We start from the raw sequence: 26,916 nt of genomic DNA on the forward strand, positions 1-26,916 counted from the left end.
CCATGAGCGAACTGGAGAGCGGTTTCCGAATCTCCGACGTGGTTGGGCTCGTCCGTCGGCGGTTCACCATTCTGGTCGGCGCCCTCGTGCTCGGGCTGGTCCTCGGGGTGGTGGCCTTCTCCACCTCTGATCCGACCTTCAGTGCCACATCGCGGGTTCAGGTCAAACCGGTCTTGGCCGACCCGTTGGATCCGACGTCGGACAAAGAGGTGGTCGACATCGCCACCGAACAGGACCTGGTCAAGTCCGACGCCGTGGCCGACGCGGTGCGCAAGGAGCTGGGCCTCGAGGTCGACAACCGGACCTTGCTGCGCCAGGTGGCGGTCACCAGCAAGGAAGAGTCACTGGTCCTGGAGATCACCTTCGAAGCAGCCGGCGCCGACGAAGCCATGGATGGCGCCAACGCCTTCGCTGACGCCTACATCGCCCAGCGCCGAGCTGACGCCGCTGGCACCATCGAAACCCGCCTGGCCACCATCCGCCAACAGATCGATTTCACCCGCCTGGCCCTCAATGATGCCCGGATCTCGGGCGATCAGGCCGCCATCGCCGAGTTCCAGACCCAGCTCAACTCACTCAACACCAGCTATGCCGCCATCACCGCCATCGACACCGCCGACGTGGGACGGGTGGTCCGCCGGGTGACAACCCCGCCCGAAGCGGTGTTGTCCAAGATGGCGCTGGGCAAGTCGGTCGGCGTGGTGGGGCTGTGCCTGCTGGCCGGCCTGGGCGTGGCCTTCGTTGTCGACCGCTCAGACAGCTTGGGGGGAGGTCGCCGCCGAATCGCGCAGATCCTGCCGGGGGCCAACGTCCGACTCCTGCCCCGCGTCGCCAACCCCAAGGCCACCCAGGCCCAGGTGGATGCGGCTGTGGACCGTCTTGCCATCGAACTCACCTCGAAGGGACGACGCGGTAGCGCCACCGGCGTGCTGTTGACCACCAATACCTCCGAACCACCGATCCAACTGGCTCAGGAGATGGCCTCCAGCTTGGCCTTCGCCGGGATTCCGGCCGTGTTCGTGGTGGCTGGTACCACCCGTGCCGAGATCCCCCAGGCCCGCGTCGTCACCTCCTTCACCGACCTGATCGACCAACAGCACCTCCTCCAGGCCGAGTTGGCCAACCCGGTCGGTCCGTCGGGGGCTGCGGGTCCTTCCATCACCTGGCTACGACCGCGCGGGTCGGTGGAGGCGTCGGGTCTGCTCCAGCGGGCCGTCACCGAGTCACTGCTGACCCGGGCCAGCCGCGACGGCTTCGAAGCCGTGTTCTTCTTGACCCCCAGCCCCACCCATCAGGCCGCGGCGGCCGCTCTCGGCCGCTGGGTCGACAAGACCGCGCTCGTGGTGCTCGACGACGACAGCTTCACCGCCGAACAGGCGGCAAGCGCCCTGGCCGAGGCCGACATCACGGTGACCGAGGCGGTATGGGCATGAGGTCTCGGGCCTCTCGATGAGGGTCGGTGCGGTCGCCGCGCCCCCACGCAGCGGGAGCGGCTCCGCCGAGGTGTCGGCCCGTGAGACCCGTCGCGTGGCCTGGCCGCTCTGGCTGATCACCGCGGGGACGGCACCGGCCATGGCCGTGGGCATCCACGGCATCTCCTGGATGTTGCCCGGGCTGGTTTTCGGATCACGGATCCTGGCCCACCGTGGGACCCGCTTCCCGCGCTCGAGCATCCCGCTGGTCATCCTGGTTGGGTGGATCACCCTCAGCGTCACGGTGATCCCTCCCTCTGGGCTGCCCTTGTTCACCTATCGATGGCTGCTGTGGGCCGGCTGTTTGGCGGTGTTCGTGTGGCTGGTGAACGTGGATGAGCGGGTGGTTCCCTCCGACACCGTGGTCGACTGGCTGGCCGCGCTGTGGATCACCTTGGTCGCCTTCGGCTACCTGGCCACGTTGCTGCCCAACCTGGCCACGCCATCACCGTTGGGGATCCTCGTCGGCCCGCTGAATCGGGTGGAGTTCGTGGCCCGGTTGTCGGAGTGGCGCTTTGCCGAAACCCAGCAGTTCATGGGGTATCCGGTCCCCCGGCCTGCCGCGCCCTTCGGGTCCTCCAACGCGTGGGGGTCGGCCATGGGCCTGCTCACCCCGTTCTTCCTCAAGTCGTGGATCGTGGGGGTGTCACCAGCGCGCCGTCGCCGGGGGGTGATCATCGGTCTGGTCGGGGTCTATCCGATCCTCGTCTCGGTCAACCGGGGGCTGTGGCTCAGCCTGATCGTGGGTGGCATGTACTTCGCGGCACGCCGTGCCCTCCGCGGCCGGTTCGCAGCGCTGGCCGTGCTCATGGCCGGGATGTTGGCGGTGGCAGCCCTGTTGGTGTTGACCCCGGCCGGTGGTCTGGTCAACGACCGTCTCGACAAGTCAGAGAAGTCCAACAGCGCCCGATCTTCCCTTTACGAGCGGGCGTGGGAGGGAGCGTTGGAATCTCCGCTGGTGGGCCACGGTGCCCCCGTTTTCGCTCCCGACCTACCCGAAGGCACCCCGCCGGTGGGAACCCACGGCCTGATCTGGTACCTGATGTTCATCCACGGATTCCTGGCGCTGGGGTTGTTCCTGGTCTGGTTGGGGACCGAGGTGGTGTTGTCGGGGCGGCTCAGGACTCCCTTGTCGTGGTGGGTGCACCTGAGCCTCATCGCCACCGTCGTCCAGATGCCGTACTACGGCTTGATGCCACACCTGGTCATCGTGGGCGTCACCGTCGGCCTAGCCCACCGCGAAGCCCGGCGCTCACGCCAACCCACCCCGTCCGGAGCCATTCCATGAGTCCCGTCGATCCAGTTCCCTCTCGTAGCGGCCCCTTGGAGGGGCTGCGCCGGTCTGGGCCGGGCACCGCGGTCACCGATGTGGCCAAGCACGGGCTGAGAGCCGTGGGTATGGCCACCGCAGGGCTGCGCCCCGGGCCAGACCTGTTGGTGATCGGGGCCAAGCGGGGCGGTACCACCTCACTTTGGCGCTACCTGTCCGAGCACCCGGGCATTCTGCCGACGTTCCCTCGGGCTCAACAGATCAAGGGCACCTACTTCTTCGACGAGGAGTGGAGCCGCGGGGTGCGCTGGTACCGGTCACACTTCCCCACGGCCGCGACCCGCCGGCTCATGCAACGCCGGCTGGGTCACGAGATTGTGAGCTTCGAGGCCAGCCCCTACTACCTGTTCCACCCGTTGGCCCCCGAGCGGGCCCGCCAGGTCACACCCGAGGCCCTGGTAGTGGCCGTGCTCCGAGACCCGGTGGAGCGTGCCTTCTCGCATTGGAAGGAGCGACGGAACCACACCGAATCGCTGGGTTTCGCCGAGGCTCTCGATGCCGAGGCCGAGCGCACCAAGGGTGAGGAGAGCCGCCTGATGGCCGACCCGTCGGCCCGGTCGATGGCCCATCGTCACCAGACCTACGTTGCCCAAGGCTGCTACGCCCCGATGTTGGAGCGTTGGTTCGGGGCCTTCGGCCGAGACCGAGTTGTGGTGGTGCCATCCGAGGAGATGTACGCCGATCCCCAGCGGTTCTGCGACGGCCTGTTCGACCGGCTCGGCCTTCCCGGGCATCGCCTCGCTTCGGTGGAGCCTTGGAACGCGGAGCCGAGCCCAGGAATGGATGCCGCGGTACGAGAGCGGCTGACCATCGAACTGACCCCTCACGTGTTGGCCACCGAGGAGATCCTGGGCCGTTCACTGCCATGGGCGAGGGCCTGAGCACCGTCCCCGCATATCACCCTAAGTGAGATCAATTGGACTATTGCCACGGAGGGTGATCGGCGTAGGCTGGGGGGACGGACCGGCAGGGCGAGAGGAACACCCCCATGAAACTGGCCAAGGCACTGAAGAGGTTGGCGCTGCTGTTGGCCGTCCTTGTCATCCCCCTCACCGCATGCGACCCCGCCGACGTGCCTGTCGGCGACGGCCTCACCTCCACCGGTGCCGGGGCATCGTGCTGGGGAATCAAGCAGGCGTTCCCAACCTCACCCGACGGCATCTACTGGTTGTACCTGCCCACCCTGGACCGCCCCACCCAGTTCTACTGCGACATGACCACCAACGGCGGGGGGTGGGTGTTGGTGGCCCGCGGTAGAGACAGCTGGAACTTCCGTCCGTCGGGCCAAAGTACTCCCGGTGTGCTGCGAAACACCGTCGACGGAACCGGGGCCTTCAGCGCTGCGGCGTTGAGCACCGACACGATCAACGACCTCCTCAACAACCAACCGGTCTCGGGCCTGACCGACGGCATCCGCCTCGAGCGCTCCACCAACGCGTCGGGCACAACCCGCCAGGACATGCGCCTGTTCCCGACCTACACCGGCTGGAGCTGGGCCTTCCCCCAAGGCTTGAAGCTGGCGTCCATGCGAATCGGCTCCACCAACTACGCCAACGGCAACACCAAGGACACCTACTCGACCTTCTACGACTACCCCACCGCCGGTCTCAAGAACTACAAGGGAACCTCCAGGCTCCGCACCTACGCCTCCCAGGGCAACGGCTGGAAGCAGGGGTTCGGGTTCGGAACCGGGGTAAGCGGATCCAACAGCGCATCCACCTTCTTGTACCGCCACACCGCCACCGGGTTCGTCCTGCCCTTCACCCGGGTTTGGCTTCGCCCCCAGATCGCCAACGGCTCGGTCGAGCTCCCGGCCATCCCCAGCCAAGGTTTCGGGCCTGAGGCGGTGCCGGCAACCCTCCAGGCCACACCGGAGACGGCCCCATGGGGAGTGACGGGCCTCGACCACACCGGTGAGGACGACATAGACCCGTGGAACACCACGGTCAACGCGTTGAAGGTCTACGGGGACCGGGTCTTCGTGGGCGGTCGCTTCACCGATGTGCAGCAAGGCCCCGGTGGCCCCACCTATCCGCAGGCGTCCCTGGCCGCCTTCGACCTGGATGGCAACTGGATCTCGTCGTTCAACCCGGTGTTCGCCGGTCGGGTGTGGGCCATGACCATGACCGACGACGGAAAGCTGATCGTGGGCGGTGACTTCTCCTCGGTCGACGGGCTACCCGACACGTCGGGCCTGGTTGCCCTGGACCCCTTCACCGGTGAGGTCATCCCGACCTGGAGGGCCAACATCACCCACACCTCAGAGACCCATCTGGTACGGGGCTTGGACCAACGCAACGGCTGGATCTACGCCACCGGCCGGTTCAACCGGGTCAAGGGTGGGACCTGGAACGAGATCACCGTGTCCCGAGCCATCAGCGTCAGCGCCACCGACGGATCACCGGGAACGTGGAAGCCGATCCTCACCGGCACTGGCGTGGGGGTAAGGGCCGCCGCAGCCGGGGACCGGGTGTACCTGTCAGGCTTCTTCGACTCGGTGAACGGAGACACCAACCACGGCTACTACGCCATCACCGATTCCGCCACCGGCTCTCCCGTACCGGGCATGGGCCCCTTCCAGCCTTCGGTCGACGGCAGCGATCCCGACGAGCAGAAGTACCAGTACGCGGTGGAGGAGTACGCCGATCAGATCATGGTGGGAGGTTCCGAACACGACACCCAGTGGTACGACCGGAACCGAACCACCCTGCTGGACTCCCACCTCACCAAGGCGGGCGGGGACACCCAGGCGATAGAGGTCCTGGGCGACTGGGTCTACGTGGGATGCCACTGCGATGACACCCTCCTCTTGGGGACCAACAACTTTCGCAGTCCCCAGGGGTTCCGGTCGGTCCATCCCATCAACACCGTGGCTCGCTTCAACCCCGTCACCCACGAGGTCGACATGTCCTGGTTCCCCCACGGTCTCAAGGGGGCCGTAGGCGAAGGCATCTGGGCCATCGACCAGGACAACCGCGGGTGCGTGTGGGTCGGTGGGGACTTGGCGCAGGGCTCGGCCACCGGGGCGTCTGCCGATGACTGGCTCGGCGGGTTCGGGCGCTTCTGCCCCATCGACTCGACGCCGCCCAGCGCCCCGTCCTCACTCGTCGGCGCCGCCGGCACCAGCACCGTCTCACTGAGTTGGTCCGGCTCGTCCGATTCCAGCGGATGGGTCGGCTACGACGTGTACCGCAACAACCGGGTGATCGCTTCGGTTACCTCCACCTCCTTCACCGACACGGTGCCGATCTCGGGGTCCCGCTACGCCGTTCGGGCCTACGACGCCACCGGCAACCGGTCGGCCTCGACCACGCCGATCGAGGTCATCGGCCCCACACCGGTCGAAGACCAACTCCTCACCTTTGGGTCGGAGTGGCGGTGGTCCTACTCCGACACCCCGCCCGATGGAAACTGGAACACCGTCGGCTTCGATGACAGCACCTGGAACCTCGGTCCCGGCGAGTTCGGGTTCGGCGACACCCCCAAGGCCACGATCATCTCCTCGGCCCCGGCCCCTCGGCCGCTGACCTCCTACTACCGCCGGACGGTCCAGATCGTCGACCCGGCCGCCATCACCGGCGTAGACCTGAAGGTCATCCGCAACAGCGGAGCGGTGGTGTACGTGAACGGGGTCGAGGTGGCTCGTACCAACATGCCCGCCGGCCCGGTCACTTCCGAGACGTTTGCGGCGGGCCCGGTCCCCGTTGGTGAGCGGCACCTTCCCTTCACCTTCGTCGTGCCGGCATCAGCGTTCGTGGCTGGCACCAACACCATCGCGGTGGAGATGCACCTGAACAGCCGCAACCAGGCCACCGCTGGCTTCGATCTGGCCATCGACGCCCGCCACTGATCCTGGAACCACCGATCCTGGAGCCACCGGAGGCAGAGCCTTGCGGTGGGGACGCGAAAGAGCCCCGGGTCGACATTGACCCGGGGCTCTTTCGTTCGCCCTGACCGGTGCGGGGTCCGGTGGGGCCGATGACGTCAGCGGGTGTAGACCCGGACCCAGTCGACCTCGTAGGTGGCGTCGGCGGAATCGGCCCAGTCGACCCGGTTGATGCCGGTGGTCTTGCAGCCGCCGGGGAAGGTGCCCGAGATGGAGCAGCGGTTGACCAGCGGAAGCTCACCGAGCACGCCGTCGGGATCGCCGCCCCAGTTGCCACCCACGGCCTGGTTGATGGCGATGTCCCACGTTCCGGCTTCAGCGCCCGATGCCCAGTTGTGCTGGGTGTCGGTGTAGGTGTGGGTCAGGTTCCCATCGAGCAGGAAGTCGAACTTCACCGCGCCGCCCTCGACCGGGCTGATCTCCACGGCCCAGGTGTGCCAGCCCGGGGTGGGCACGCCGGAGCTCTCGAAGGTCGAGGACTTCTTGGACAGGTTGTGGCGACCGTCGAGGTGCAAGGTGTTGGTGGTCTTGCCGGGGACCTGGGAGTGGAAGTACTCCATGATGTCGACCTCGGCCACGCTGGCTCCGTTGCGGTGACGCAGCCAGAACGCCGGCCACAGACCCTGGTTGTGGGGAACCCGGGCCCGCATCTCGAAGCGGGCGTAGCGGGTGTAATAGGTGCCGGTCTCACGGGAGCCGATGAAGCCCGAGGTGTAGTTCCGGGCCTTGTTGCCGGGGCAGGTGACCGTCTCCTTCTTGGAGGTGATCTTGAGGCTGCCACCGGTCACCGCCACGTTGTTGGGGGTCAGGCAGGCGTACTCGTTGTTCCCGTCGCCGTAGGTGTTGTTGTAGGCGGACCACTTGGAGGTGTCGAGGCTGGAGCCGTTGAACTCGTCGCCGCCGACCAGGGTCCAACCGGTGGGGGGAGGGGTCGGGTCGACCGGAGCCGGATCGCAGGCTGCGAATCCGGTCACGGCGATTCCCGCCGCTATCGATACTGCCACCTTGCGGAGAGCTGAGAGCTTCATGGTTTCTGGCCCCGTTCCTACTTCTCGACGACTGGGTCGGAAGGGGTAACGGCGCGCCCTGAAGCGGACTCAAGACCAAATTTGGGCCTCTTCGACGATCTTCACATAAAACCGTGGACCGTGGTTTTCAGCCCACTCCAAGTGGGATTTCGACCACTCATTGCAGTCGCAAAACCGCTGTTCGTGATGGGTAGTTTCGCCCTCACTCTGACAGCGTTCGGGCCACCACGATCAGCGATCTACAGGATTCTCGGCGGGGACTCCCGCTCGAACCCCAGCGGTGGCCCTCGGCCCCCCGGCGGCACCGTTCAGGTTGCCGCTCCGAAGTCCTTCGAGGTCGACGGTCACATATCGATATCCGGCGGCCTGCACCGCCTCCACCACCTCCAGGCGGCGATCGATCACCTCGGCCAGCCGGTCGACAGGAACCTCGATACGGGCGGTTTCGCCGTAGTGGCGGACTCGCAACTCGGTGAATCCGAGATCGTGCAGAGAGGCCTCGGCTGCCTCTACCTCCCGCAGCACGGTGAAGGTCACGGGGGTTCCGTAGGGAACCCGCGACGCCAGACAGGCAGCGGCTGGTTTGTCGGCCGTCTCAAGCCCCAACACCCGCGAGCAATCACGCACCATCGACTTGGTCAAACCGGCCTCGACCAGTGGAAACAGCGCTCCGCGTTCGGTGGCGGCCCGCTGCCCGGGACGGTGGTCGCCCAGGTCATCGAGGTTGACTCCGAGCACCACCACCGCGTCGCGCGCCTCGGCCAGAGGCTCCAACGCGCGCGACAACGCGTCCTTGCAGTGGTAGCAGCGCTGCGCGTCGTTGCGCTGGTAGGCGGGGTCGTCCAACTCGTCGGTGACCACCTTCGACCAGTTCAGGCCCCACGAGGCCGCCAACTCCGAGCAACCTGCCAACTCGGACTCGGGCAACGACGCCGACACCGCGGTCACGCAGTGCGCTCGCTCAGGCCCCAGAACGTCGTTGGCCACCCATGCCACCAGCGCCGAATCGGCCCCACCCGAGAACGCCACCACCACGGCCGGCTGATCCGCAAACCAGGCCCGCAACCGCGACAACGCGGCATCCGGGTCGATCACCGTGGCCAACTCGGCAGGTTCCACGACCGTCATGGTTTCACGTCGCTTCCGGTCGCGTCCCATCGCCAGCCCATCTGATCAGCGCGCCACCCCGGCCGCGTCGAGCACTTCGTCGAGCGAGCCGACCATTCCAGTGACGAAGGGACCGAAGTCGGCGTAGAGGGCCGACGCCTTGTCGAAGCGCATCTTGTACACGACTTCCTTGAGGTCATCGGGCTTCTGGGCAAACAGGGTCACGCCCCACTCGTAGTCGTCGACGCCGGCCGAACCGGTGATGAGCTGGAGGATCCGCCCGGCGAAACCGCGCCCGGTCGAACCGTGTTCACGCATCAGGGCATCACGATCCTCGAACGGAAGGGTGAACCAGTTCTGTCCCTCCCCACGACGCTTGGACATCGGGTAGAAGCACCAGGCCGGCTTACCTTCGGGCGGAAGCTGGGGGTAGAGCCGGGCCTGCGCCATGGCCTCTGGCAGCCCCTGGGCATACTCGGACAACTCGGTTAGCGACACGTAGGAATCGACCACGGTCAGGCCTGCGGCCACCGCCTCGGACTGGAAAGACCGAAGGCGCCACAGATCCGGGCCCAACGCCATGAGGGCGACATCGGCCTTGTGACCTAGCACCGCAACCGGCACCACCTGAACACCGTCGACCCCCGCCGAGGAGACGGCCTCGGCCAGCGCACGCCGATCCACCCCCGCGGTAACCGTGCAGAAGAGGTGGATCACACCCAGGCCGACGGAGGGGGAAAGTGGCTCAGACATGGCATCGAAGCTACCGGTACCAGATCAGCCGACCATGATCGCCGGCCACCGGCAACTCGTCACCGGAGCGGGCCGAACTGGTTGGAAGAAGGGTGTCGGGGGTAGGTGCGGGATCTCGTCGGGGCCCTCCACGGCACGGACCCCAATCCTGCGAACGGCCGTCGATCGCGCTTTCGGGAGAACCGTGCCCACCCACCGCCTGATTCGCCACCACAACCACGACCTGGTCGTGACCACTTCCGACCCCGATGCCACCATCGCCGATCTCGTCACCGCCCTCGATCCGACCGCGCCTCCTGGGCCGGCATGGATCGATGGGCAAATCACCACACCGGCCACGCCAATCGACCGGGCTGGCCTGCTCCACGGCTCAGAGGTGCACACCTCCCCGCCACGGCCGGGTTGGGACGGAGGCGATCACCGCAGCGACCTCGGCGATTACGGCACCAATCCGTTCACAGCCGGGCTTCGCCTCAGGTTCACCACTGGAGCCGCCTGTGGGTTGATCGTGAAGCTCAGATCCGGTGACCAGATACTGGGAAGTCGCCCACCGGCGGACGGGCACCTGGTTGCAGACCCGACCGTATCGGGCACTCACGTCCGCCTGAATGTGAGCGCCAGCCCAGGTGTCACGGTCACCGTCACCGATCTGAACAGCTCCAACGGCACCCTGGTCAACGGGCTCCGCGCCGTCGAACCTGTTCGGCTCGAGGTGGGGGAAGCGATCAACCTCGGCAACGCCAGAGCCGTGCTGGAGCACAACCCCCGCCCACCGGCCGCGGCGATGGTCGGGGCGAGCCCTGAAAGCGACGGTCCAACGATCGCCCACCACCGCAGCGGGCGACGGCCGACCGATCCCGATCCCTCGGCGGTGGCCCTACCCGAACCGTCGCCACCACCGATCAAGCCGGTGCCGTTCGGCCTGGTGGCCCTGGTGGTGTCGGGCGGTGGGGCGCTGGCCATGGTGATGCTGCTCGGTTCGTGGCGTTACGCCGCCTTCGCTCTGCTTGGACCGCTCACCATGTTGGGCCACCTCGCTGACGGTCGCCGCAACCGTCGGAGGGGACGACGACGCGAGCAGCGTCGTCTCCGACGCGAACTGCAACGTCTCGGAACAGACCTCGCCACAGCGGCTCACCAGGAGCGGCGAAACCGTCTTCACCGTTTCGCCGATGCCTTCACCATCGACCTCACCGACACGAACGGTCCGCACCTATGGGAGCGCCGAGCCGACCACTGCGACTTCGGCCTCATCAGGGTGGGCCACGGTACCGGGCCGTGGGCGCCTCCGGTGACCGCTTCGCTGGACGGGGCCGACCCCGCGGTGGTCGACATGGTCGCCCGGCACCGTGCTTTGGCCGACACCGACATCGGGATCCGCCTCCTGCCGGGTAAGGCGATCGCTGTAGTCGGCCCTGCGGACCAAGCTCGAGGATTGGCCCGGACCATCGTGTTGGGAGCGGCCGCCGCGCACGGGCCTGTCGATCTGGGCGTTGCCGGGATCTGGACGGATCACCACTGCGACTGGGATTGGCTGGCCTGGCTTCCTCACACCACCAGCCACGCCGGTCAGACCCTGCTGGCCAACGACCCCGATGGCGCCGCTCAGGTGACCGAGACGCTTGTCGACTCGTGCTCGCCAGACTCCGCCGGTGTCGGGCCCCACTTGACGCTCTGCATCATCGATGACCCCCGAGGCTTGGCCCAACGGAGCTCGCCGGCTCGGATCGCGCTCCAACGATGCACCGAAACGGGATCGACGATGGCAGCGGTCGTCGTCCTGGCCGAGGGAGCCCCGGTGCCGGCCGCGTGCGTCGAGGTGATCCGCGTCGCACAGGACGGCACCTTGACCGGCCCGCCTTCGGTCTCGGCCGGCTACTCGGTGGCGGCTTGCACCGCTCGAGGTTTGGCCGCGGAGCGGGCCCGGGCCATGGCCCGTTTCGAGGATCCCGAGGTCCGTAACCCGAGCAGAGATCTGCCCACGGTGGTGTCGCTGCGTTCGGTCCTCGGCCTGTCTCACGCTTCACCGTTCACGATGCTGTCTCGGTGGCGGGCCGGTGGTCCGGACCCGGCCCCCACCGCCACCTTGGCCGTGTCCGCCGATGGTCCGCTCGTGATCGACTTGGCCGCCGACGGCCCCCACGTGTTGGTGGCCGGCACCACCGGATCAGGCAAGAGCGAACTGTTGCGATCACTGGTGGTGTCCCTGGCGGTCGGATCGAGCCCTGACCACCTGAACTTCGTCTTGATCGACTTCAAAGGGGGAAGCGCATTCGACGTCTGCGCCCGCCTGCCCCACACCGTGGGCGTGGTCACCGACCTCGACGAGGATCTTGCAGCCAGGGCCCTGCGGTGTCTGGAGGCCGAACTGCGCCACCGCGAGTCCCGTCTGCGCGCCGAAGGAGCCAGCGACATCACCGAGGTTCGTCTCAACACCTCACGGCCCGACGACCCACTCCAAGCGCAGACTTCGGCCACCGATCCGTTCCCCCGTCTGGTAGTGGTGATCGACGAGTTCGCGGCACTGGGGTCGGCGGTTCCCGACTTCGTTGACTCCCTGGTCGACATCGCTCAACGGGGGCGCAGCCTGGGTGTCCACCTGGTGCTGGCCACCCAACGCCCAGCCGGGGCGGTGAACGCCGCCATCCAAGCCAACGTGGGCCTTCGACTTTGCCTGCGAGTCGCAACCGCCCAGGACAGCGTGGACGTAATCGGCACTGCCTCGGCATCTGAGCTGCCCCGTTCCATTCCGGGCCGTGCCCTGGTGCGACTCGGCCCTCGAGATCTGACCACCGCCCAGGTGGCCACCGGAGCTGGGGCTGGTGACATGGGCGCACTGGGGTCGGTTTCGGTGAGACCGCTGGGTCCCACCCCAACCAGTCGGGGTGGTTCCACATGCCATGGCACCGGCTCGGTCGATCATCTGGCTGACGGAGCCTCCGATCTCGACAGGCTGGTCGACCTCATGGCCAAGGCCTGGCACGAGGCCGAGGGCCGCACGCCCCGATGTCCGTGGCCACCGCCGCTGCCCAACCATGTCACCTGGCCGGTCAGCGGCCCGGAAGCTGGCCCGGTCGGCGGTCCGGAAACCGACACCGTCGGCGCCCTCGGGCCGAGTCGAAAAGTTTGGAGCATCGTGGCCGACGGGCCTGGACCGACGTCTCGGTTGGTCCTGGGTCTGGCCGACGAACCCGACCAACAGCGCACCGGCCCCTTCACCTGGGACCCCGCTCGGGGTCCACTCCTGGGGCTAGGGCTGCCCGGGACCGGGCCGGCCACGCTGGCCGGCACCGTCACGCTGGAGGCGTGCCGGCGATGGGCTCGACCTCGGCTGGACGTCCACATAATCGACGGCGGGGCCGGGGACCTCGCTCCCCTGGCCGGGTTGGAACCGGTGGGTGCCGTGGTAGGACCCACCGATCTCGAGCGTCAGCGTCGAGCCATCGGCGCGCTCGCCATTGAGCTGGCCCGACGCAAGGCCGACCCTGGACTGGAGCGTCCGCCGGCCCTGCTCGTGGTCCACGGGGTCAATCGCTTGCGCCTGGCCTGGGAAGAGATCGGCGACACCGAGACCTGGAGTCGCCTCGTGATTCTGGCCACCGAGGGCTCGGCATGTGGGATCCACCTGTGCATGACGAGTGAGGCCGGCGTACCCCAGCAGCTGTTGGCCGTCTGCGAGCAGCGGTTGCTGTTCCGATTGGGCGATCCGGGCGAGGTGGCGGCCCACGGCATATCACCGCGGGCGGTCCCGACCCTCGGCGTCGACCGTGCCGTCACCGTCGTCGATGGTCAGGTCACCGTGGTCCAGGTGGCCCGACCCGACCTCGGCCTGGCTGGCGCAGTGGCCCAACTGAGTGGACCGGGTGGCGGGTTGCCGACCACGCGCTGGGTCGGGGTGCTGCCTCGCCAGGTGAGCGACTCGGACCTGTGGACCGAGCTCGAGGCTCGGTGTGTCGTCTCCTCGCGCTCAGCAGGGCACTCGGAACGGGGTGTGACCATCGATGGGCCCGAAGGCATTGGACTCCCGCTGGGTCTCGCCGACCGAGACCTGGGGCCGGTGTCGCTGCACCTGGCACCCGGGAGCCATGCGCTGATCGCTGGGCCTCCCCGTTCGGGGCGCACCACAACACTGGTTCGGTTGGCGGTCGACGCAGCTGGGCGCGTGCCGACGTACTGGATCAGCCCTCCGTCATCGACGGCCCCATCGCTGCCGACCGCCGTTCGTGTTCTCCCAACCGTGGCCGGGGCCGTCCCAGCCGGGGCGTTCACACCGGAGCATCTCACCGCCGGCCCTGTCCTGGTGTTGGTCGACGATGCCGAACGCATCGACGCCGAGGACCCCGTTCTGGTTGGCCTCGTGAGTAGCCGAAACCCGGGCGTGCACGTGGTGGCGGCGTGTCGCAACGACCGGGCCCGTACCCAGTTCGGGCACTGGACCCGAGAGGTGCGGGCTCATGGAACGGGGCTGTTGTTGAACCCGGACCTGGATCTGGATGGAGACCTACTGGGCGTTCGGTTGCCCCGTCGGCCCATGGTCGACCTGGTGGTGGGTCGGGGTTGGCTGACCGGACCGGACCAGGACGTGTCCGGCTTTGTCCAGGTGGCCATGCCACCCGTTGACGAAAATGGATCTTTCATGTAGTTTCATGTCATTCCAAACCCGAGACAGGAGCAAAGATGACCAGAGTCCTCTCCACCGATACCGCCCGCACCGCGGTCACCACCATGGCGTCGATCATCAACGGCGGGTTGGCCGAACAGATCAGCCAACTCGACCAGCAAGGACGCCAGCTCTCCCAGCCCGACGTGTGGGACGGGGCGTTGGCCACCCAGTTCCGCAGCGCCTGGCCCGAGACCTCACGCTCCCTCCAGACCGTCCGCACCGAACTGGAGGACCTGCGTCAGCGGGTCGAACGCATCAACGCCGACATCATGGCTGCCGGCGGCAACTGACCGGAGCGACACCGCCCGGGCCGCCGCCGGGCCAGGTGTCCCCGCAGCGTCGGGTCTCTCCCCCCAGGCCCGATGCGCGAGAAGGCCGGCCCCATCGGGGCCGGCCTTCTTGGTACTTCGGGTTCAGGTCAGGGCGACGATCGAGCCGTCACCCCATCAACTCAGAAGTCCTCCATGCCTCCGCCGGGCATGGCCGGGGCCTTGTCCTCGGGCTTGTCGGCCACCACGGCTTCGGTGGTGAGGAACAGAGCCGCAATGGAGGCGGCGTTCTGAAGGGCCGAACGGGTCACCTTGGCCGCGTCGGGAACGGTGGGCAGCATCGGCCCGTACTCGTCGGTGGCGGCGTTGTAGCCGTCGTTGCCCGACAGCTCCTTGACCTTGGCCACGACCACGCCACCCTCGAGACCGGCGTTGACGGCGATCTGCTTGAGGGGCTCTTCCACGGCGCGGGCCACGATGAGCGCACCGGTGGCCTCGTCGCCCTCGAGCTTGCCGGCGGCTTCGATCACCGCAGCCTGGGCCCGGATGAGGGCCACGCCACCGCCCGGCACGACGCCCTCTTCGATGGCGGCCTTGGCGGTGGAGACGGCGTCCTCGATGCGGTGCTTCTTCTCCTTGAGCTCCACCTCGGTGGCGGCGCCGACCTTGAGCACGGCCACGCCACCCGACAGCTTGGCCAGACGCTCTTGGAGCTTCTCGCGGTCGTAGTCGGAATCGGTGTTGTCGATCTCGGTCTTGATCTGGCTGATCCGACCCTTCACGTCATCAGCGTCACCGCCACCTTCGACGATGGTGGTCTCGTCCTTGGTGATGATGACCTTCTTGGCGGTGCCGAGCAGGTCGAGGGTGGTGTTCTCGAGCTTGAGGCCTACGTCCTCGGAGATCACCTGCGCGCCGGTGAGAATGGCGATGTCTTGGAGCATGGCCTTGCGACGCTCACCGAAGCCGGGGGCCTTGACGGCCACCGAGCGGAACGTGCCTCGGATCTTGTTGACCACCAGGGTGGACAGGGCCTCACCCTCGATGTCTTCGGCCACGATCACCAGCGGCTTGCCCGACTGCATGACCTTCTCGAGCACCGGGACCAGGTCACGGACGTTGGACACCTTCGAGGACACCAGCAGGATGAGGGCGTCGTCCATGACGGCCTCCATCCGCTCGGGGTCGGTGACGAAGTAGGGCGAGATGTAGCCCTTGTCGAAGCGCATGCCCTCGACGAAGTCGGTCTCGATGCCGAAGGTGTTGGACTCCTCGACGGTGATGACGCCGTCCTTGCCCACCTTGTCCATGGCCTCGGCGATCTGCTCGCCGATCTCGGAATCGTTGTTGGCCGAGATGGAAGCGACCTTGGCGATCTGCTCCTTGTCGTCCACGTCGACGGCCAGGTCGGCCACAGCGGCCACAGCGGCCTCGACGGCGGCCTCGATGCCCCGCTTGAGGACCATGGGGTTAGCGCCAGCGGCCACGTTCTTGAGGCCCTCGCGGACCATGGCCCGGGCCAGGACGGTAGCGGTGGTGGTGCCGTCACCGGCGACGTCATCGGTCTTCTTGGCGACCTCCTTGACCAGCTCGGCGCCGATCTTCTCGTAGGGGTCGTCGAGATCGATCTCCTTGGCGACCGATACGTCGTCCTTGGTGATAGTGGGGGCACCCCACTTCTTCTCCAGCACCACGTTGCGGCCCTTGGGGCCGAGGGTGACGGCGACGGCGTCGGCGAGCTGGTTCATGCCGGCCTCGAGGGCCCGGCGGGCCTGCTCGTCGAAGGCGATGATCTTGGGCATCTGAAGGTTCTCCCAGAAGCGGTGAGGGTCGGAACGGTTAGCACTCTCGTAGAGAGACTGCTAACAGCAAACCACCTACGGCCGCCGTTAGCAACCGCAGGGGGAGACTGCTAACCGCTGACGAGCTCGCGCTGGCAGCCGACGGGAGGTCAACGACAGGCCAAAGGGTCGAACGACCCATCATGGGCCGGTCCCGATCCGTCGATCATCTAATCAGTAGGAGCGACGCTCCACCGCACGAGAGCGGGGCATCGATGGGTCGGAGGGAGACCATCGGTGTCCCGCTCGATGCGTTTCAGCCTCCGGCCACCGCGGGGATGATCGACACGGTGTCGCCGTCGGCCACCTCGGTGTCCAACCCGTCACGGAACCGCACGTCGTCGTCGGCCACGTACAGGTTGACGAACCGGCGCAGGCCGCCTTCGGCATCGAGCAACCGGTCCTTGAACCCGGGGTGGGCGGCCTCGAGGCTGTCCAGGACGGCGCCGACGGTGCCGCCCTGGACCTGCACCTCGGACTCGCCGCCGGTGAGGGTGCGGAGCGTGGTGGGGACTCGAACGGTTACGGACATGGGCCGGTTACCTCGACTGGTTGGGAGAACGGGTCCTCGGGAGGAGGACGGGCGGGCCCGATGGTAGTGGCGGGTTGCGGACCTTCCACCAGTGGGCGATCAGCGGTCGAAGGTGGTACCGGGCGTCCTCTGCGGCAAGCTGGTGGGGTGACCGATGGCATCAGGGCGCTGGAAGAAGACCGCTTCCCGCGCTCTTACCCTCAGGGCTGGTTCCGGGCCGCGGACCTGACCTCGCTCAAGGGGGCGACCACGGTGTCGGTGTGCCTGCCGGCCCGCAACGAACAGAGCACCGTCGGCGAGGTGGTGGCATCCATCCGTCACCACCTCGTCGAGCTCACCCCCCTGGTGGACGAGATCGTGGTCGTTGACGACCACTCCACCGACCTCACCGCGGAGCGGGCCGCCGCCGCTGGTGCCCGGGTGGTCGACGCCGGTGAGGTGTTGACCGAGTACGGCGCCGGCCACGGCAAGGGGGAAGCGCTGTGGAAGTCGCTTCACGAGAGCACCGGCGACGTGGTGGCGTGGGTAGACAGCGACATCGTCGATTTCGATCCAGCGTTCGTGGTCGGTCTGTTGGGTCCGTTGTTGACCGACCCGACCATCGACTTCGTGAAGGGCCACTACCACCGGCCCGAGTCCGACGGCGTTGGCGGCGGTCGGGTGACCGAGCTGCTGGCCCGTCCTCTGTTGTCGCAGTTCTTCCCCGACCTGGCCGAGGTGGCCCAGCCGTTGAGCGGCGAGTACGCGGGACGCCGCACGCTCCTCGAACGACTGCCCTTCATGACCGGCTACGGCGTCGACGTGGCCCTGCTGATCGACGCGGCCCGCACCGTCGGCATCGAACACATAGCCCAGGTCGACCTCGGTGTGCGCCACCATCGCAACCGCACGCTCGATGAGTTGGGCCCCATGGCTCTCACCGTGAGTCAGGTCATCTTGGATCGGGCCGGTGTCCGGCCACCCGGACCTGCCATCCTGCGTCGTCCCGGGACGTCGCCGCTGGTCGTCTCCCCCAACGAGCGCCCTCCACTCGCCAGCCTGGCCGCCCGCTCCCGGCTTTGAGCGGTGGATGCGGCTCCTTAAGCCCGGGTGAGTATCCGGTCGAGCACGCCGGCCAGCCGCGACACCTCAGTCCGGTGGATGTGGACGGTGGCCAGCATGGGTTCGATCAGGTGGCGACTCCAGGTGACCCACATGCCCTGGAATTCGAAGGGCCGTTCGATCCAGGCCGGAGGCACATCGGCGAAGCACAGGACCCGATAGATCGGCAGCGACTCCAGCGGGGACGCCACCAGCGCCCGGGCCACCGACGCTTCGTCGGCAGCGCTCACCACGGCCACGTCGCTTCGGTCCTGGTCGCCGACGTAGAGGCGGGGCTCGGCGGTGAACCAATCTCCGACGTCGCGGCGTTCGATTCGGCCGGTGGCGGGAGGTTCGGTCTTGACCAGCCACACCCCGTTGGGAGACACGGCCACGTGGTCGATGGTGCGTCCCTCGGGTGTGGTGCGAGGTCCGAGCCACACCAACCCCCGGTTCTCTGCGGCCATGAGCACCCGGCCGATGGCGTCGCGAGGTTGAGCCCGCCCGGCACGAACGGTGAGCGGCACCGGATCTGGTTCGGCGGTCCTGACCCCATCTCGGATCCGAGGTTTGGCCCGGGCCGCTTCGGACCCTCACCCCACCCGCACCGGAGGCCCCTGGAACAGTTCTTCAGAAGCCGACCACGCCACTACGGGTTCGGGCGGGCTGTCATCGTTCGACTCCGAGACGGGAGGGGCCGCCTCGGTCGAGGGAGCTTCGCCGGGTGCAGGCGTCGGCGGCTCGGTCCCCACCAGGGCCCCGGCCTCGAGCGGGGCGATGTCCACCGTCGGCTCGGGCGGGTTGGCAATGGCGGCGGCGTAGGCGTCGGCTTCTTCCCGGGCTTTGCGGGCTGCTGCTGCCGCCGACTCCTCGACCGACCGGGCCAGGGTCTCGGCAAGAGATTGGGCCACCGAGTGGGCGACGGACTCCACCGCTTCCACCGACAACGCCTCGGCTTCGGCCTCGGCTCTGGCGCGGGCCTCGAGCTCGGCCTTCTGGATGGCGGTGAGGTAGCCCTCGGGGCGGAGCTCCTCAGGGAAGGTGCCGGCTCGGAAGCACGTGTCGCACACCACCTGTTCGACACCGGAGGCATCCCGGTGCACCCAGGCCAGCCCGCGCGGGGGCAGCTTGCTTCGACAGCCCACGCACTGGGCCCGATGGCGGAGTACCTCCTGTTGCACGGCGCCAGTATCGACGCGATCGCCCATCGGTTCCACGTCCCCCGTTCACACCCGGTCGAAGTCGCTCCAGCGAGGACGCCACGTCCGCCGCCAGTAGTCCAAGGTGGTGCCCGACCAGTTGTTGGTGATGCGCCCCGTGGCCGTCTTGTACCAGGAATGACACGACGTGGCCCACACCGTGCGTCCCAGGTCTCGTTGCACACGGCGGTTGGAGGCGGCCTGGGCCCCGGGCCGCACGTCGAGAGGCCGACGGTCCCCCACCAGGGCGCGGATGCAGGTCAAGGCGTAGGTGATCTGGCGTTCCAGCATGAAGATGATCGAGTTGTGGCCCAGGTTGGTGTTGGGGCCGTAGAGCACGAACAGGTTGGGGAACCCGCTCACCGTGATCCCGTGGTGGGCCTCGGCACCATCGGCCCAACTCTGGTGCAGGTCGATGCCGTGGCGGCCGGTGACGGTCATGGGCATGAGGAACCCGGTGGATTCGAACCCGGTGCCGAACACCAAGGTGTCGACCGGGTGGGCGACTCCGTCGACCACCACCGCGTCGGGCTCGATTCGTTCCACCCCGCCGCACACCACCTCCACGTCGGGACGCATCAGCGTCGGGTACCAGTCGTTGGCGATGAGGATTCGCTTGCAGCCCAGGGTGTAGTCGGGGACGACCATCTCGCGGGTCAGCTTGGGCCCGACGGCCTTGGCCAGTCCTTTGTCGAACAGGTTCTGACCCATCTTGTTGAGCACCGAACCGTCGCGCAGGGCCATGAACCGGGCTTCGAAGCGCGCCCAGATCGAGAACCGGTAGGCCTTGCGGAAGGCGTCGACGTGGAGCAGCCGGCGGGCCCGGGCACTGAGAGGGGCGTCGGCCTTGGGAGCTACGTAGTTGGCGCTGCGCTGGAACAGGGTGAGCGACGCCGCCGCCTCCGCAATGGCGGGCACGAACTGGATGGCGCTGGCCCCGATCCCGACCACCCCGACGTGACGACCCGTCAGGTCGAGGTCGTGGTCCCATCGAGCCGAGTGGAACACCGGACCCTCGAAGGAGTCGAGGCCGTCGAGGGCGGGGATGTGGGGACGGTTGAGCTGACCGGTGGCGGCGACCACGGCGTCGAAGGTCTCTGTGGTCTGGGTGCCGGTGTGGAGGTCGGTGACGGTGACATGCCAGGTCTTGGTGTCGTCGTCGTAGTGCAGGGCCTTGACCTCGGTGCCGAGGCGGATGTGGTCGGTGATGCCGGTCCGGGCCGGGATGGAGTCGAGGTAGCGGCGTATTTCGGGTTGGGTGGGGAACTTGCGGGTCCAGGCCGGGTTGGGCACGAACGACAGCGAATAGAGGTGTGACGGCACGTCGCAGGCCGCCCCGGGGTAGGAGTTGTCCCGCCACGTGCCCCCCACCGAGTCGGCCTTCTCGAACACGGTGAAGGTGTCGATCCCGGCTTGGCGCAGGCGGACGGCCATGCCGAGGCCGCCGAAGCCGGAACCGATGATCGCCACCCGCGGGGTGGCCTGGCCCGGCCGGACCGGTGGGGCCATGGCGCCGGGGAGGGCTTCGGCTCGCTGCCTCAAGGGCAAGGGGAGCAACGACGCGATACGGGCAGTGCGGCTCGGTCGCAGTCCCCGGTTCCCTGACATGGGCGGGATCGTACCGAGCGTGACGAGCCGATTCTCCGACGTTCGCTACTCGGCCGACAGCGCCGGTCAGATCTGGATGGCCTTGGTCTCGAGGAACTCCTCCAGCCCGGCGCGGCCGTACTCGCGCCCGATACCGGACTGCTTGTAGCCACCGAAGGGGGCGAGGGTGTTGTAACGGCCGCCGTTGACCTCGACCTGGCCGGTCCGCAGGCGCCGGGCCACGGCTAGCGCCTCGTCTATGTCGGCGCCCCACACCCCGCCCGACAGCCCGTAGTCGCTGTCGTTGGCGATGGCCACCGCGTCGTCCACGGTGCCATAGGGCAGGATCGACAGCACCGGCCCGAAGATCTCCTCGCGGGCGATGGTCATGTCGTTGGTGACGCCGGCGAACACGGTGGGCTTGACGTAGTAACCGGTGGGCTGGTCCTCGGGGGCGTCGGCGCCGCCGGTGACGAGGGTCGCCCCCTCGTCGATGCCGGTGCGGATGTAGGCCCGGACCCGGTCCCGCTGAGTGTCGGAGATGAGGGGGCCGAGCCGACCGGCGTCGGTGAGCGGGTCGCCGAGGGTGTAGCGGGACTCGACTTCGTCGCGGACCACGTCGACCACTCCGTCGTGACGGTCGGCGGGGACCAGCAGCCGGGTGAGGGCGCTACAGGTCTGTCCGGAGTTGAGGTAGGCGCTGGACACCGCGGCGCGCGCCGCCTTGTCGAGGGTCGCCTCGTCGAGGGACGGCAGCAAGATGTTGGCCGACTTGCCGCCCAGCTCGAGGGCGACCCGTTTGACGGTGGCGGCCGCCACCTCCTGAACCCGGCGACCGGCCCGGGTGGAGCCGGTGAAGCTGACCATGTCGACGTCGGGGTGGACGGCCAAAGCCTCGCCCACCACCGGTCCGGTCCCGCTGACCAGGTTGAACACTCCGGCGGGCACCCCGACGGTATGGATGATCTCGGCCAGTGCGAAGGCGTTGAGCGGTGCGACCTCGCTCGGTTTGAGGACGACGGTGCACCCGGCACACAGCGCGGCCGCCAGCTTGGCCACGATCTGGTGGAGCGGGTAGTTCCATGGGGTGATGGCGGCCACCACTCCAACCGGCTCGCGCACCACCAGGGAGTTGCCCACCTCCTCCTCCCAGGCGAAGTCGTCGACGATGCCCGGGTAACCACCCGCCACCGCCACCGGCAGGCCGACCTGGATGATCCCGGCCAGCTTGCGGGGCATGCCGACCTCGCCCGAGATCAGCCCGGACAGCTCGTCTCGTCGCTCCGCCATTCCTTCACCGATGGCGGCCACCACCGCGGCCCGCTCGGCCGGCACGGTGGACGCCCACCCGTCGAAGGCGGCACGGGCGGCGGCAACGGCCCGATCGACGTCGACCTCGGTACCCGCGGGAATGCGGCCCATCACCGCCTCGGTGGAGGCCGAAATCACGTCGATCGTCTCGGTTCCGGCCGGGTCCACCCAGGCGCCGTCGATGTAGAGCTGGCGGTATTCGTTCACGACTGACCTCCTGGGCGGCGGCCGACGCACGGTCTTTGTCGGCAGATCCGAGGGTACCGGTCTCAGGCCATCGGCCTGCCTGGCAAGATCACGACGTGGACGAGACAACCATGGCCGGAGGGGTCGGCAACGACGGTGAGGTGGTGCAGGTCGGCGCCCACATCCTACGACCGGCCGGACCCCACACCCCCGCCGTGCACGCCCTGCTCTACCACGTGCGCACCCATGGCCTGATGGGGGTGCCGGCCGTGGTGGGCATCGACCCCGACGGGCGGGAACGACTCCTCTACATCGCCGGTGAAGTTGCGTTGCCACCCTTTCCCACCTGGTCGTTGACCGACCGGGTCCTGGTCACCATCACCAAGCTCCTTCACCGCTACCACGACGCCGCATCGAGTTTCCCGATACCGGCCGACGCCGTGTGGAACACCGAACTGGCTGACCCCACTCCAGGTCCCGACCCTGTGGTCTGCCACAACGACGTGTGCCCGGAGAACGTGGTGTTCAGGGGTGCGTCGGCCACGGCCCTCATCGACTTCGACTTCGCCGCCCCCGGCCGTCGGGTGTGGGACGTCGCCGCCATGGCCCGCCTGTGCGCCCCCATCGAGACAGCCGAAGACGCGGCCCGTACCGGCCGCGGAACCCTCAACCCGGTGCGCCGCCTACGAGTGGTGGCCGATGCCTACGGCCTGGACGAGGCCAGCCGCCACGACCTCCTCGACGCCCTCACCACCCAGATCGACCAACGCGGCGAGTTCGTTCGCCGTCGTGTCGAAGCCGGCCAACCAGCCTTCGTGGCCATGTGGGAAGCCACCGGCGGCCAAGCCCGCTACGACCGCCGCCAAGCCTGGTTCCAAGCCGAACGCGCCCACTTCCTGGACACCCTCTGCCGGGACCTACCGCCAACCCCCTGACTACGGATCAAAAGGCTGGGGGTTCGAGTCCCATGCCCCAAGTCGCCAAGGAACGAGGCTGGCAGCGTGGTCCTACCCTTTCGACCATGACCCGGTACGCGGCGCTGCTTCGGGGCGTGAGCCCGATGAACTGCAAGATGGACACACTCGCCAGAGCCTTCACCGCTGCGGGGTTCGGTGACGTGGCGACGGTCCTGTCCAGTGGGAACGTGGTGTTCACCACTAGCTCGCGGTCGACATCGGAGATCAGGGCCATGGCCGACAAGGCGATGGCCGAACACGTGGGGCGGACCTTCGAGATCACCTACCGCACCATCGACGAACTCCAAGGACTGCTCGACGGGGACCCGTTCGCGTGGTTCGACGTTCCGGAAGGGTCCAAGCGGGTCGTGTCGTTCCTGTACGAACCCGTCGACCCTGCCGCGACCAAGACCCTGCCGGTGACCGTCGACGAGGCGACCATCTGGCAGGTAGCGGGGACCGAAGCGTTGGTCAGCTACCTCCCCCACCCCGGTGACCCCGCGTTCATGCGCCTCATCGAGAAGACGTTCGGCAAGAACGTGACCACCCGGACCTGGGACACCGTCGCCAAGATCGTCGCCCGCTCCAACAAGGTCCACACCCCCGGTTGACCGGAGGCTCGGGGCCGTCGCGGCCGTGACTTGCCTTCGCGGAACCGACCTGTTGGGAGACCCATCGCGGAGTTGAGACTTTCCAGGAACAACGGCTTGCTAATCGAACATATGTTCGCTAGAGTACGGGTATGGAGCTTGGCGGTTTCGATCCCGGTGAACGTGGCGATGGCGGTAACAGCGCAAACGGGGTCGAGCAGGCGCTGGTCCTGTTGGGCGAGTTGTTGGGGGCTTCGGTTGGGGATCTGACAGACGGTGAGGTGGTGGACGCCCTGGTAGGGGTGGTGGAGTTGTCGGGGCGTCTGGATTCGTTGGTGGCGCGCCTGGCGGCTTCGTTCGATACCAGGGGTCTGGCTATGACCGATGGCGCCCGGTCCACCGCGGGCTGGCTGGCGGCTCGCAGCGAGTTGTCTCGTCCGGTAGCGGGCGGGTTGGTCGCGACGGGGCGGGCCTTGCGGGCCTGCCCCGTCGTTGACGCTGCGGCTGCTTGCGGGCGGCTGGGGTCGGCAAAGGTACGACTGCTGGTCGAGGCTCGGAAGGGTGTTGAAGACCTCTTCGGCGAGCACGAAGCTGACCTCGTCGATCTGATCACAGGTCTGACGGTGGCTCAGGCTCGGGTGGCTGTCGCTCACTGGCGGCGCTTGGCGTTGGCCACCGCCGGCAAAGACGATGGACCCGAACCTTCAGGCGACACGGGTCGAAACACGGTCACATGTTCGGAGACGTTTCAGGGTCGCTGGCATCTGAACGGCGATCTCGATGCGGTGACCGGCTCCGCGCTGTCGACGATGTTGGAATCCTGGATCGATGCTGGCGTACGGGCCGGGGCGATTCGCCCCGACGATTCGCGGCCTCGGGCCGCCCATCGCGCTGACGCCCTGGCGGCGCTGGTCGCGGCTGGCTCCCATGCCCAACCCGGTTCCGCCCAGTCACGAGCCCACGTGAACGTGTCCTGGGACGCCGATGACATGTTCGGCAAGGAGGTCACCGATCTGGCCGAGGTCGGTCGGCGCCGTTGCCTGCTCGACGGTGGCACCGCCCTGGCCAGAGCGATCGCGGACCAGTTGATGTGCGACGCCGAGATCACCGACCTGTTGGTGCGTTTCGGCCTAGACGGGTCCAGAGAGATCCTGGGCGCCACCCACACCCGCCGGTACCCGACCCGCCGAGAGCGTGCCGTGTTGGACCAACGGGATCGAGGCTGTGTGTTCCCCGGATGTGACGCACCACCCAACTGGTGTCACGCCCACCACACCGTGCCCTACGAGATCGGCAGACGGACCCGCCTCGACGAGTTGGTGCTGCTGTGTCCCTTCCACCACCGAGCCGTGCACAACGGGTTCGTGCTGTCACGATCGGTGACCGGCCACGTCCGGGTAGCCAGACCCGACGACACAGAACTGCAAAGCGCCGTGCCCGACACCCCACCCGACCTGGTCCGGGGGCGCAAGACCCCGGTCGGGCCGCCGCGATCCCGTTTCGCCCCGGTACTGACCCGGAGACCACCGCCAATCTGGCAGCCCGCCGAACCCGAGCCATTCGACCCGATCGAAGAAGCCCGCATGGACAAGGCCCTCCAGAAGCGCATCCAAGACCTCATGCCTCCCGAAGCCGCCTGACCCTCTGTCACCCCCTGGCCTGGCTAATCACCAGGAGTGACAACGCCGTTCTCGAAGGCGAACGCGGTGGCCGCCGCCCGGGAGGTGACTCCGATCTTGACGAAGATGTTGGACAGGTGCCGCGACACCGTCTTTACCGAGAGGTAGAGCGCCTCGGCCATCTCCGCGTTGGTCATACCGGTGGCCAGGAGCCGCAGGACCTCCACCTCTCGTTGGGTGAGTCCTGCTGGGAGCGACGTGGGCATGGCACCCCCACCAGCGATGCTCGCGTCCAACGACGCGCCGATCTCGTCGAAGGTGGCTGATGCCTCCGCGAAAGCGGCGACGGCACCTCGGTCGTCGCCGGAGTTGCGCAACGCCAGGCCCAGCAGGGTCCGGGTCGTGGCCACCTCGTAGGGAACACCGAGCATCTGCCACGCTCGACAGGCTTCACCAATCGTGCTCACCGCGCTCGGGTCACCGGTCGCCAGCTGTACCCGGCCTCGGGTGCTGCGTGCGGTCGCGCTCAGATAAGTCGACGGATAGGCCTCGGAGATCTGGTCCAACTCGACGGCGGCCGCCTCGGCCGCGTCCAGGTCGCCGCCCGCTATCGCAACCTGGACGAACACCGGCAACAACTTGGCCTTGGCCAGCGGTGACGGCCCGCAACCGGCCCGGCAACGGTCGACCGTGGCCCGGGCCTCCTGGGTGCGGCCCTGTGCCAGCAGCACCAGCGCGTAACCGCCACACAACCCTCCCGCCATCTCGCTGGCCTTGGCAAACGCGTCGGCAGCGGCGTCGAGATCACCGAGGCGTCGGAGGATGTCGCCCACCTCCTGGTAGGCAGCCGCCGCGTTCGGAAGGTGGCTGGCGGTCAGTTCCTCTCCGGCCCGGCGAGCCTCCTCTGCGGCCTCGGCCAGGGCCCCACGCTGCTTGAGCACCACCGCGTGATGGACGCGGCAGATCCCGGGAAAGATCGCCCTCGGGTGCTGTTCGGACCACCGGGCCGTGGCATCGGTCCACTCCGAGGCCCGTGCCAGGTCACCAAGCCCCCCGCGCTAATCAGCCCAGGTGCCCCGGACTCCTGGGCCGGTCTCCGGACCGCCCGGTGCGGCTCCAGCACCAGACGGGCACGACGCAGCCACGCCTGGGCGATCCGGGGTCGGGCTCTGAACAGGTGGTGTTCGTAGAGCCACACCGCGCACTGGCCTGATCGACGGGCCTCCCCGACCGCCGTCCAAGCGGCGAACGCCGCTTCGCGGTTCGAGATGCAGTCCTCCAGGTTCCCCAGCCACCACGCCGCTTCGGCCAACAGGTCGAGCCGCTCGGCCTCGCTGACCGGGTCGGCGAAGGAGCCGTCCCGCGCCCCGTCGAAGGCGGCCTGCCAGTCGTAGTGCTCCATCGCCTCACGCAGGACGGACAGCTGTTCCAGGGACATGTGACCTCGCCCGAACCGGTTGCGGGTGCTCACTGTATGGAGCCGGGAGGACAGGTGGTGGCCCGTCAG

General features: G+C 67.9%; 21 protein-coding genes. 10 read left to right on the forward strand and 11 right to left on the reverse strand.

The window, feature by feature from the left end:
• Positions 1–2: 2 nt before the first annotated feature.
• The 4 genes from IPG97_03580 to IPG97_03595 all read left to right on the forward strand — a co-directional run bounded on the left by IPG97_03580 (position 3) and on the right by IPG97_03595 (position 6,652).
• On the forward strand, positions 3–1,433 hold the full coding sequence (locus IPG97_03580; protein ID MBK6855651.1) for a hypothetical protein: 1,431 nt from the start codon (positions 3–5) through the stop codon (positions 1,431–1,433).
• 16 nt (positions 1,434–1,449) lie between these two features.
• Complete coding sequence (locus tag IPG97_03585) at positions 1,450–2,760, forward strand: O-antigen ligase family protein (GenBank protein MBK6855652.1); 1,311 nt, start codon at positions 1,450–1,452, stop codon at positions 2,758–2,760.
• A complete protein-coding gene (locus tag IPG97_03590) occupies positions 2,757–3,683 on the forward strand; it encodes a sulfotransferase (GenBank protein ID MBK6855653.1) in 927 nt (308 codons plus the stop codon). Before IPG97_03585 ends, IPG97_03590 begins: the two co-directional genes overlap by 4 nt.
• Positions 3,684–3,790: 107 nt before the next feature.
• Complete coding sequence (locus tag IPG97_03595; protein ID MBK6855654.1) at positions 3,791–6,652, forward strand: hypothetical protein; 2,862 nt, start codon at positions 3,791–3,793, stop codon at positions 6,650–6,652.
• Positions 6,653–6,786: 134 nt separating this feature from the next.
• On the opposite strand, the gene IPG97_03600 is transcribed toward IPG97_03595, so the two are convergent.
• From IPG97_03600 to IPG97_03610, 3 genes are all read right to left on the reverse strand, one after another.
• Positions 6,787–7,716, reverse strand: coding sequence for a glycoside hydrolase family 16 protein (locus IPG97_03600; protein ID MBK6855655.1), 930 nt, complete (start codon positions 7,714–7,716; stop codon positions 6,787–6,789).
• Positions 7,717–7,947: 231 nt separating this feature from the next.
• Positions 7,948–8,844, reverse strand: coding sequence for an ATP-dependent sacrificial sulfur transferase LarE (gene larE, locus IPG97_03605; protein MBK6855656.1), 897 nt, complete (start codon positions 8,842–8,844; stop codon positions 7,948–7,950).
• Positions 8,845–8,889: 45 nt separating this feature from the next.
• Positions 8,890–9,576 carry a chlorite dismutase family protein gene (locus IPG97_03610; protein MBK6855657.1) on the reverse strand — a complete coding sequence of 229 codons (687 nt, stop codon included), beginning with the start codon at positions 9,574–9,576 and terminating at the stop codon, positions 8,890–8,892.
• A gap of 184 nt (positions 9,577–9,760) precedes the next feature.
• Between IPG97_03610 and IPG97_03615 the strand changes: the two genes are divergently transcribed.
• Together IPG97_03615 and IPG97_03620 are read left to right on the forward strand one after the other, a co-directional pair.
• A complete protein-coding gene (locus tag IPG97_03615; protein ID MBK6855658.1) occupies positions 9,761–14,218 on the forward strand; it encodes an FHA domain-containing protein in 4,458 nt (1,485 codons plus the stop codon).
• Positions 14,219–14,253: 35 nt separating this feature from the next.
• Positions 14,254–14,529: a WXG100 family type VII secretion target gene (locus IPG97_03620; protein MBK6855659.1), complete on the forward strand. Its 276-nt coding sequence runs from the start codon at positions 14,254–14,256 to the stop codon at positions 14,527–14,529.
• A gap of 161 nt (positions 14,530–14,690) precedes the next feature.
• Here the strand turns inward: IPG97_03620 and groL are convergent, their stop codons facing one another.
• Both groL and IPG97_03630 read right to left on the reverse strand, forming a co-directional pair.
• Positions 14,691–16,310, reverse strand: coding sequence for a chaperonin GroEL (groL, locus tag IPG97_03625; protein ID MBK6855660.1), 1,620 nt, complete (start codon positions 16,308–16,310; stop codon positions 14,691–14,693).
• Between the two features lie 295 nt (positions 16,311–16,605).
• The gene (locus IPG97_03630; protein MBK6855661.1) at positions 16,606–16,881 is read right to left on the reverse strand and encodes a MoaD/ThiS family protein; all 276 of its coding nucleotides are present in this window, start codon (positions 16,879–16,881) and stop codon (positions 16,606–16,608) included.
• Positions 16,882–16,941: 60 nt separating this feature from the next.
• Between IPG97_03630 and IPG97_03635 the strand changes: the two genes are divergently transcribed.
• Positions 16,942–17,943, forward strand: a complete 1,002-nt coding sequence (locus IPG97_03635; GenBank protein ID MBK6855662.1) for a glucosyl-3-phosphoglycerate synthase — start codon at positions 16,942–16,944, stop codon at positions 17,941–17,943.
• A 17-nt stretch (positions 17,944–17,960) separates the two neighbouring features.
• Here IPG97_03635 and IPG97_03640 read toward each other — a convergent pair whose 3' ends face one another.
• The 4 genes from IPG97_03640 to IPG97_03655 all read right to left on the reverse strand — a co-directional run bounded on the left by IPG97_03640 (position 17,961) and on the right by IPG97_03655 (position 22,265).
• Positions 17,961–18,488 carry a hypothetical protein gene (locus tag IPG97_03640; GenBank protein ID MBK6855663.1) on the reverse strand — a complete coding sequence of 176 codons (528 nt, stop codon included), beginning with the start codon at positions 18,486–18,488 and terminating at the stop codon, positions 17,961–17,963.
• A gap of 66 nt (positions 18,489–18,554) precedes the next feature.
• Positions 18,555–19,169: a hypothetical protein gene (locus IPG97_03645; protein MBK6855664.1), complete on the reverse strand. Its 615-nt coding sequence runs from the start codon at positions 19,167–19,169 to the stop codon at positions 18,555–18,557.
• A gap of 18 nt (positions 19,170–19,187) precedes the next feature.
• Positions 19,188–20,669: an NAD(P)/FAD-dependent oxidoreductase gene (locus IPG97_03650; GenBank protein ID MBK6855665.1), complete on the reverse strand. Its 1,482-nt coding sequence runs from the start codon at positions 20,667–20,669 to the stop codon at positions 19,188–19,190.
• Between the two features lie 165 nt (positions 20,670–20,834).
• The gene (locus IPG97_03655) at positions 20,835–22,265 is read right to left on the reverse strand and encodes an aldehyde dehydrogenase family protein (GenBank protein MBK6855666.1); all 1,431 of its coding nucleotides are present in this window, start codon (positions 22,263–22,265) and stop codon (positions 20,835–20,837) included.
• 95 nt (positions 22,266–22,360) lie between these two features.
• Between IPG97_03655 and IPG97_03660 the strand changes: the two genes are divergently transcribed.
• The 3 genes from IPG97_03660 (at position 22,361) to IPG97_03670 (ending at position 25,430) form a co-directional block, all read left to right on the forward strand.
• Complete coding sequence (locus IPG97_03660) at positions 22,361–23,179, forward strand: phosphotransferase (protein ID MBK6855667.1); 819 nt, start codon at positions 22,361–22,363, stop codon at positions 23,177–23,179.
• A gap of 86 nt (positions 23,180–23,265) precedes the next feature.
• The gene (locus tag IPG97_03665; GenBank protein ID MBK6855668.1) at positions 23,266–23,811 is read left to right on the forward strand and encodes a DUF1697 domain-containing protein; all 546 of its coding nucleotides are present in this window, start codon (positions 23,266–23,268) and stop codon (positions 23,809–23,811) included.
• Positions 23,812–23,942: 131 nt separating this feature from the next.
• A complete protein-coding gene (locus IPG97_03670; GenBank protein MBK6855669.1) occupies positions 23,943–25,430 on the forward strand; it encodes a DUF222 domain-containing protein in 1,488 nt (495 codons plus the stop codon).
• 23 nt (positions 25,431–25,453) lie between these two features.
• Here the strand turns inward: IPG97_03670 and IPG97_03675 are convergent, their stop codons facing one another.
• Both IPG97_03675 and IPG97_03680 read right to left on the reverse strand, forming a co-directional pair.
• Positions 25,454–26,350: a response regulator transcription factor gene (locus IPG97_03675; GenBank protein ID MBK6855670.1), complete on the reverse strand. Its 897-nt coding sequence runs from the start codon at positions 26,348–26,350 to the stop codon at positions 25,454–25,456.
• On the reverse strand, positions 26,284–26,847 hold the full coding sequence (locus IPG97_03680) for a hypothetical protein (protein ID MBK6855671.1): 564 nt from the start codon (positions 26,845–26,847) through the stop codon (positions 26,284–26,286). Before IPG97_03680 ends, IPG97_03675 begins: the two co-directional genes overlap by 67 nt.
• Positions 26,848–26,916 lie beyond the last annotated feature (69 nt).

This window comes from Microthrixaceae bacterium (assembly GCA_016702505.1).
In the GTDB taxonomy this organism is placed as follows: Bacteria; Actinomycetota; Acidimicrobiia; order Acidimicrobiales; family Iamiaceae; genus Aquihabitans.

Excerpts from the sequence above, each read along its gene's own strand:
- IPG97_03585 (MBK6855652.1), top strand. The coding sequence starts at position 1,450 with ATGAGGGTCGGTGCGGTCGCCGCGCCCCCACGCAGCGGGAGCGGCTCC.
- IPG97_03635 (MBK6855662.1), top strand. The coding sequence starts at position 16,942 with ATGGTAGTGGCGGGTTGCGGACCTTCCACCAGTGGGCGATCAGCGGTC.
- IPG97_03670 (MBK6855669.1), top strand. The coding sequence starts at position 23,943 with ATGGAGCTTGGCGGTTTCGATCCCGGTGAACGTGGCGATGGCGGTAAC.
- groL (MBK6855660.1), bottom strand. The coding sequence starts at position 16,310 with ATGCCCAAGATCATCGCCTTCGACGAGCAGGCCCGCCGGGCCCTCGAG.
- IPG97_03665 (MBK6855668.1), top strand. The coding sequence starts at position 23,266 with ATGACCCGGTACGCGGCGCTGCTTCGGGGCGTGAGCCCGATGAACTGC.
- IPG97_03645 (MBK6855664.1), bottom strand. The coding sequence starts at position 19,169 with ATGGGCGATCGCGTCGATACTGGCGCCGTGCAACAGGAGGTACTCCGC.
- IPG97_03620 (MBK6855659.1), top strand. The coding sequence starts at position 14,254 with ATGACCAGAGTCCTCTCCACCGATACCGCCCGCACCGCGGTCACCACC.
- IPG97_03580 (MBK6855651.1), top strand. The coding sequence starts at position 3 with ATGAGCGAACTGGAGAGCGGTTTCCGAATCTCCGACGTGGTTGGGCTC.
- IPG97_03630 (MBK6855661.1), bottom strand. The coding sequence starts at position 16,881 with ATGTCCGTAACCGTTCGAGTCCCCACCACGCTCCGCACCCTCACCGGC.
- IPG97_03595 (MBK6855654.1), top strand. The coding sequence starts at position 3,791 with ATGAAACTGGCCAAGGCACTGAAGAGGTTGGCGCTGCTGTTGGCCGTC.
- IPG97_03600 (MBK6855655.1), bottom strand. The coding sequence starts at position 7,716 with ATGAAGCTCTCAGCTCTCCGCAAGGTGGCAGTATCGATAGCGGCGGGA.
- larE (MBK6855656.1), bottom strand. The coding sequence starts at position 8,844 with ATGACGGTCGTGGAACCTGCCGAGTTGGCCACGGTGATCGACCCGGAT.
- IPG97_03680 (MBK6855671.1), bottom strand. The coding sequence starts at position 26,847 with ATGTCCCTGGAACAGCTGTCCGTCCTGCGTGAGGCGATGGAGCACTAC.
- IPG97_03590 (MBK6855653.1), top strand. The coding sequence starts at position 2,757 with ATGAGTCCCGTCGATCCAGTTCCCTCTCGTAGCGGCCCCTTGGAGGGG.
- IPG97_03650 (MBK6855665.1), bottom strand. The coding sequence starts at position 20,669 with ATGGCCCCACCGGTCCGGCCGGGCCAGGCCACCCCGCGGGTGGCGATC.
- IPG97_03610 (MBK6855657.1), bottom strand. The coding sequence starts at position 9,576 with ATGTCTGAGCCACTTTCCCCCTCCGTCGGCCTGGGTGTGATCCACCTC.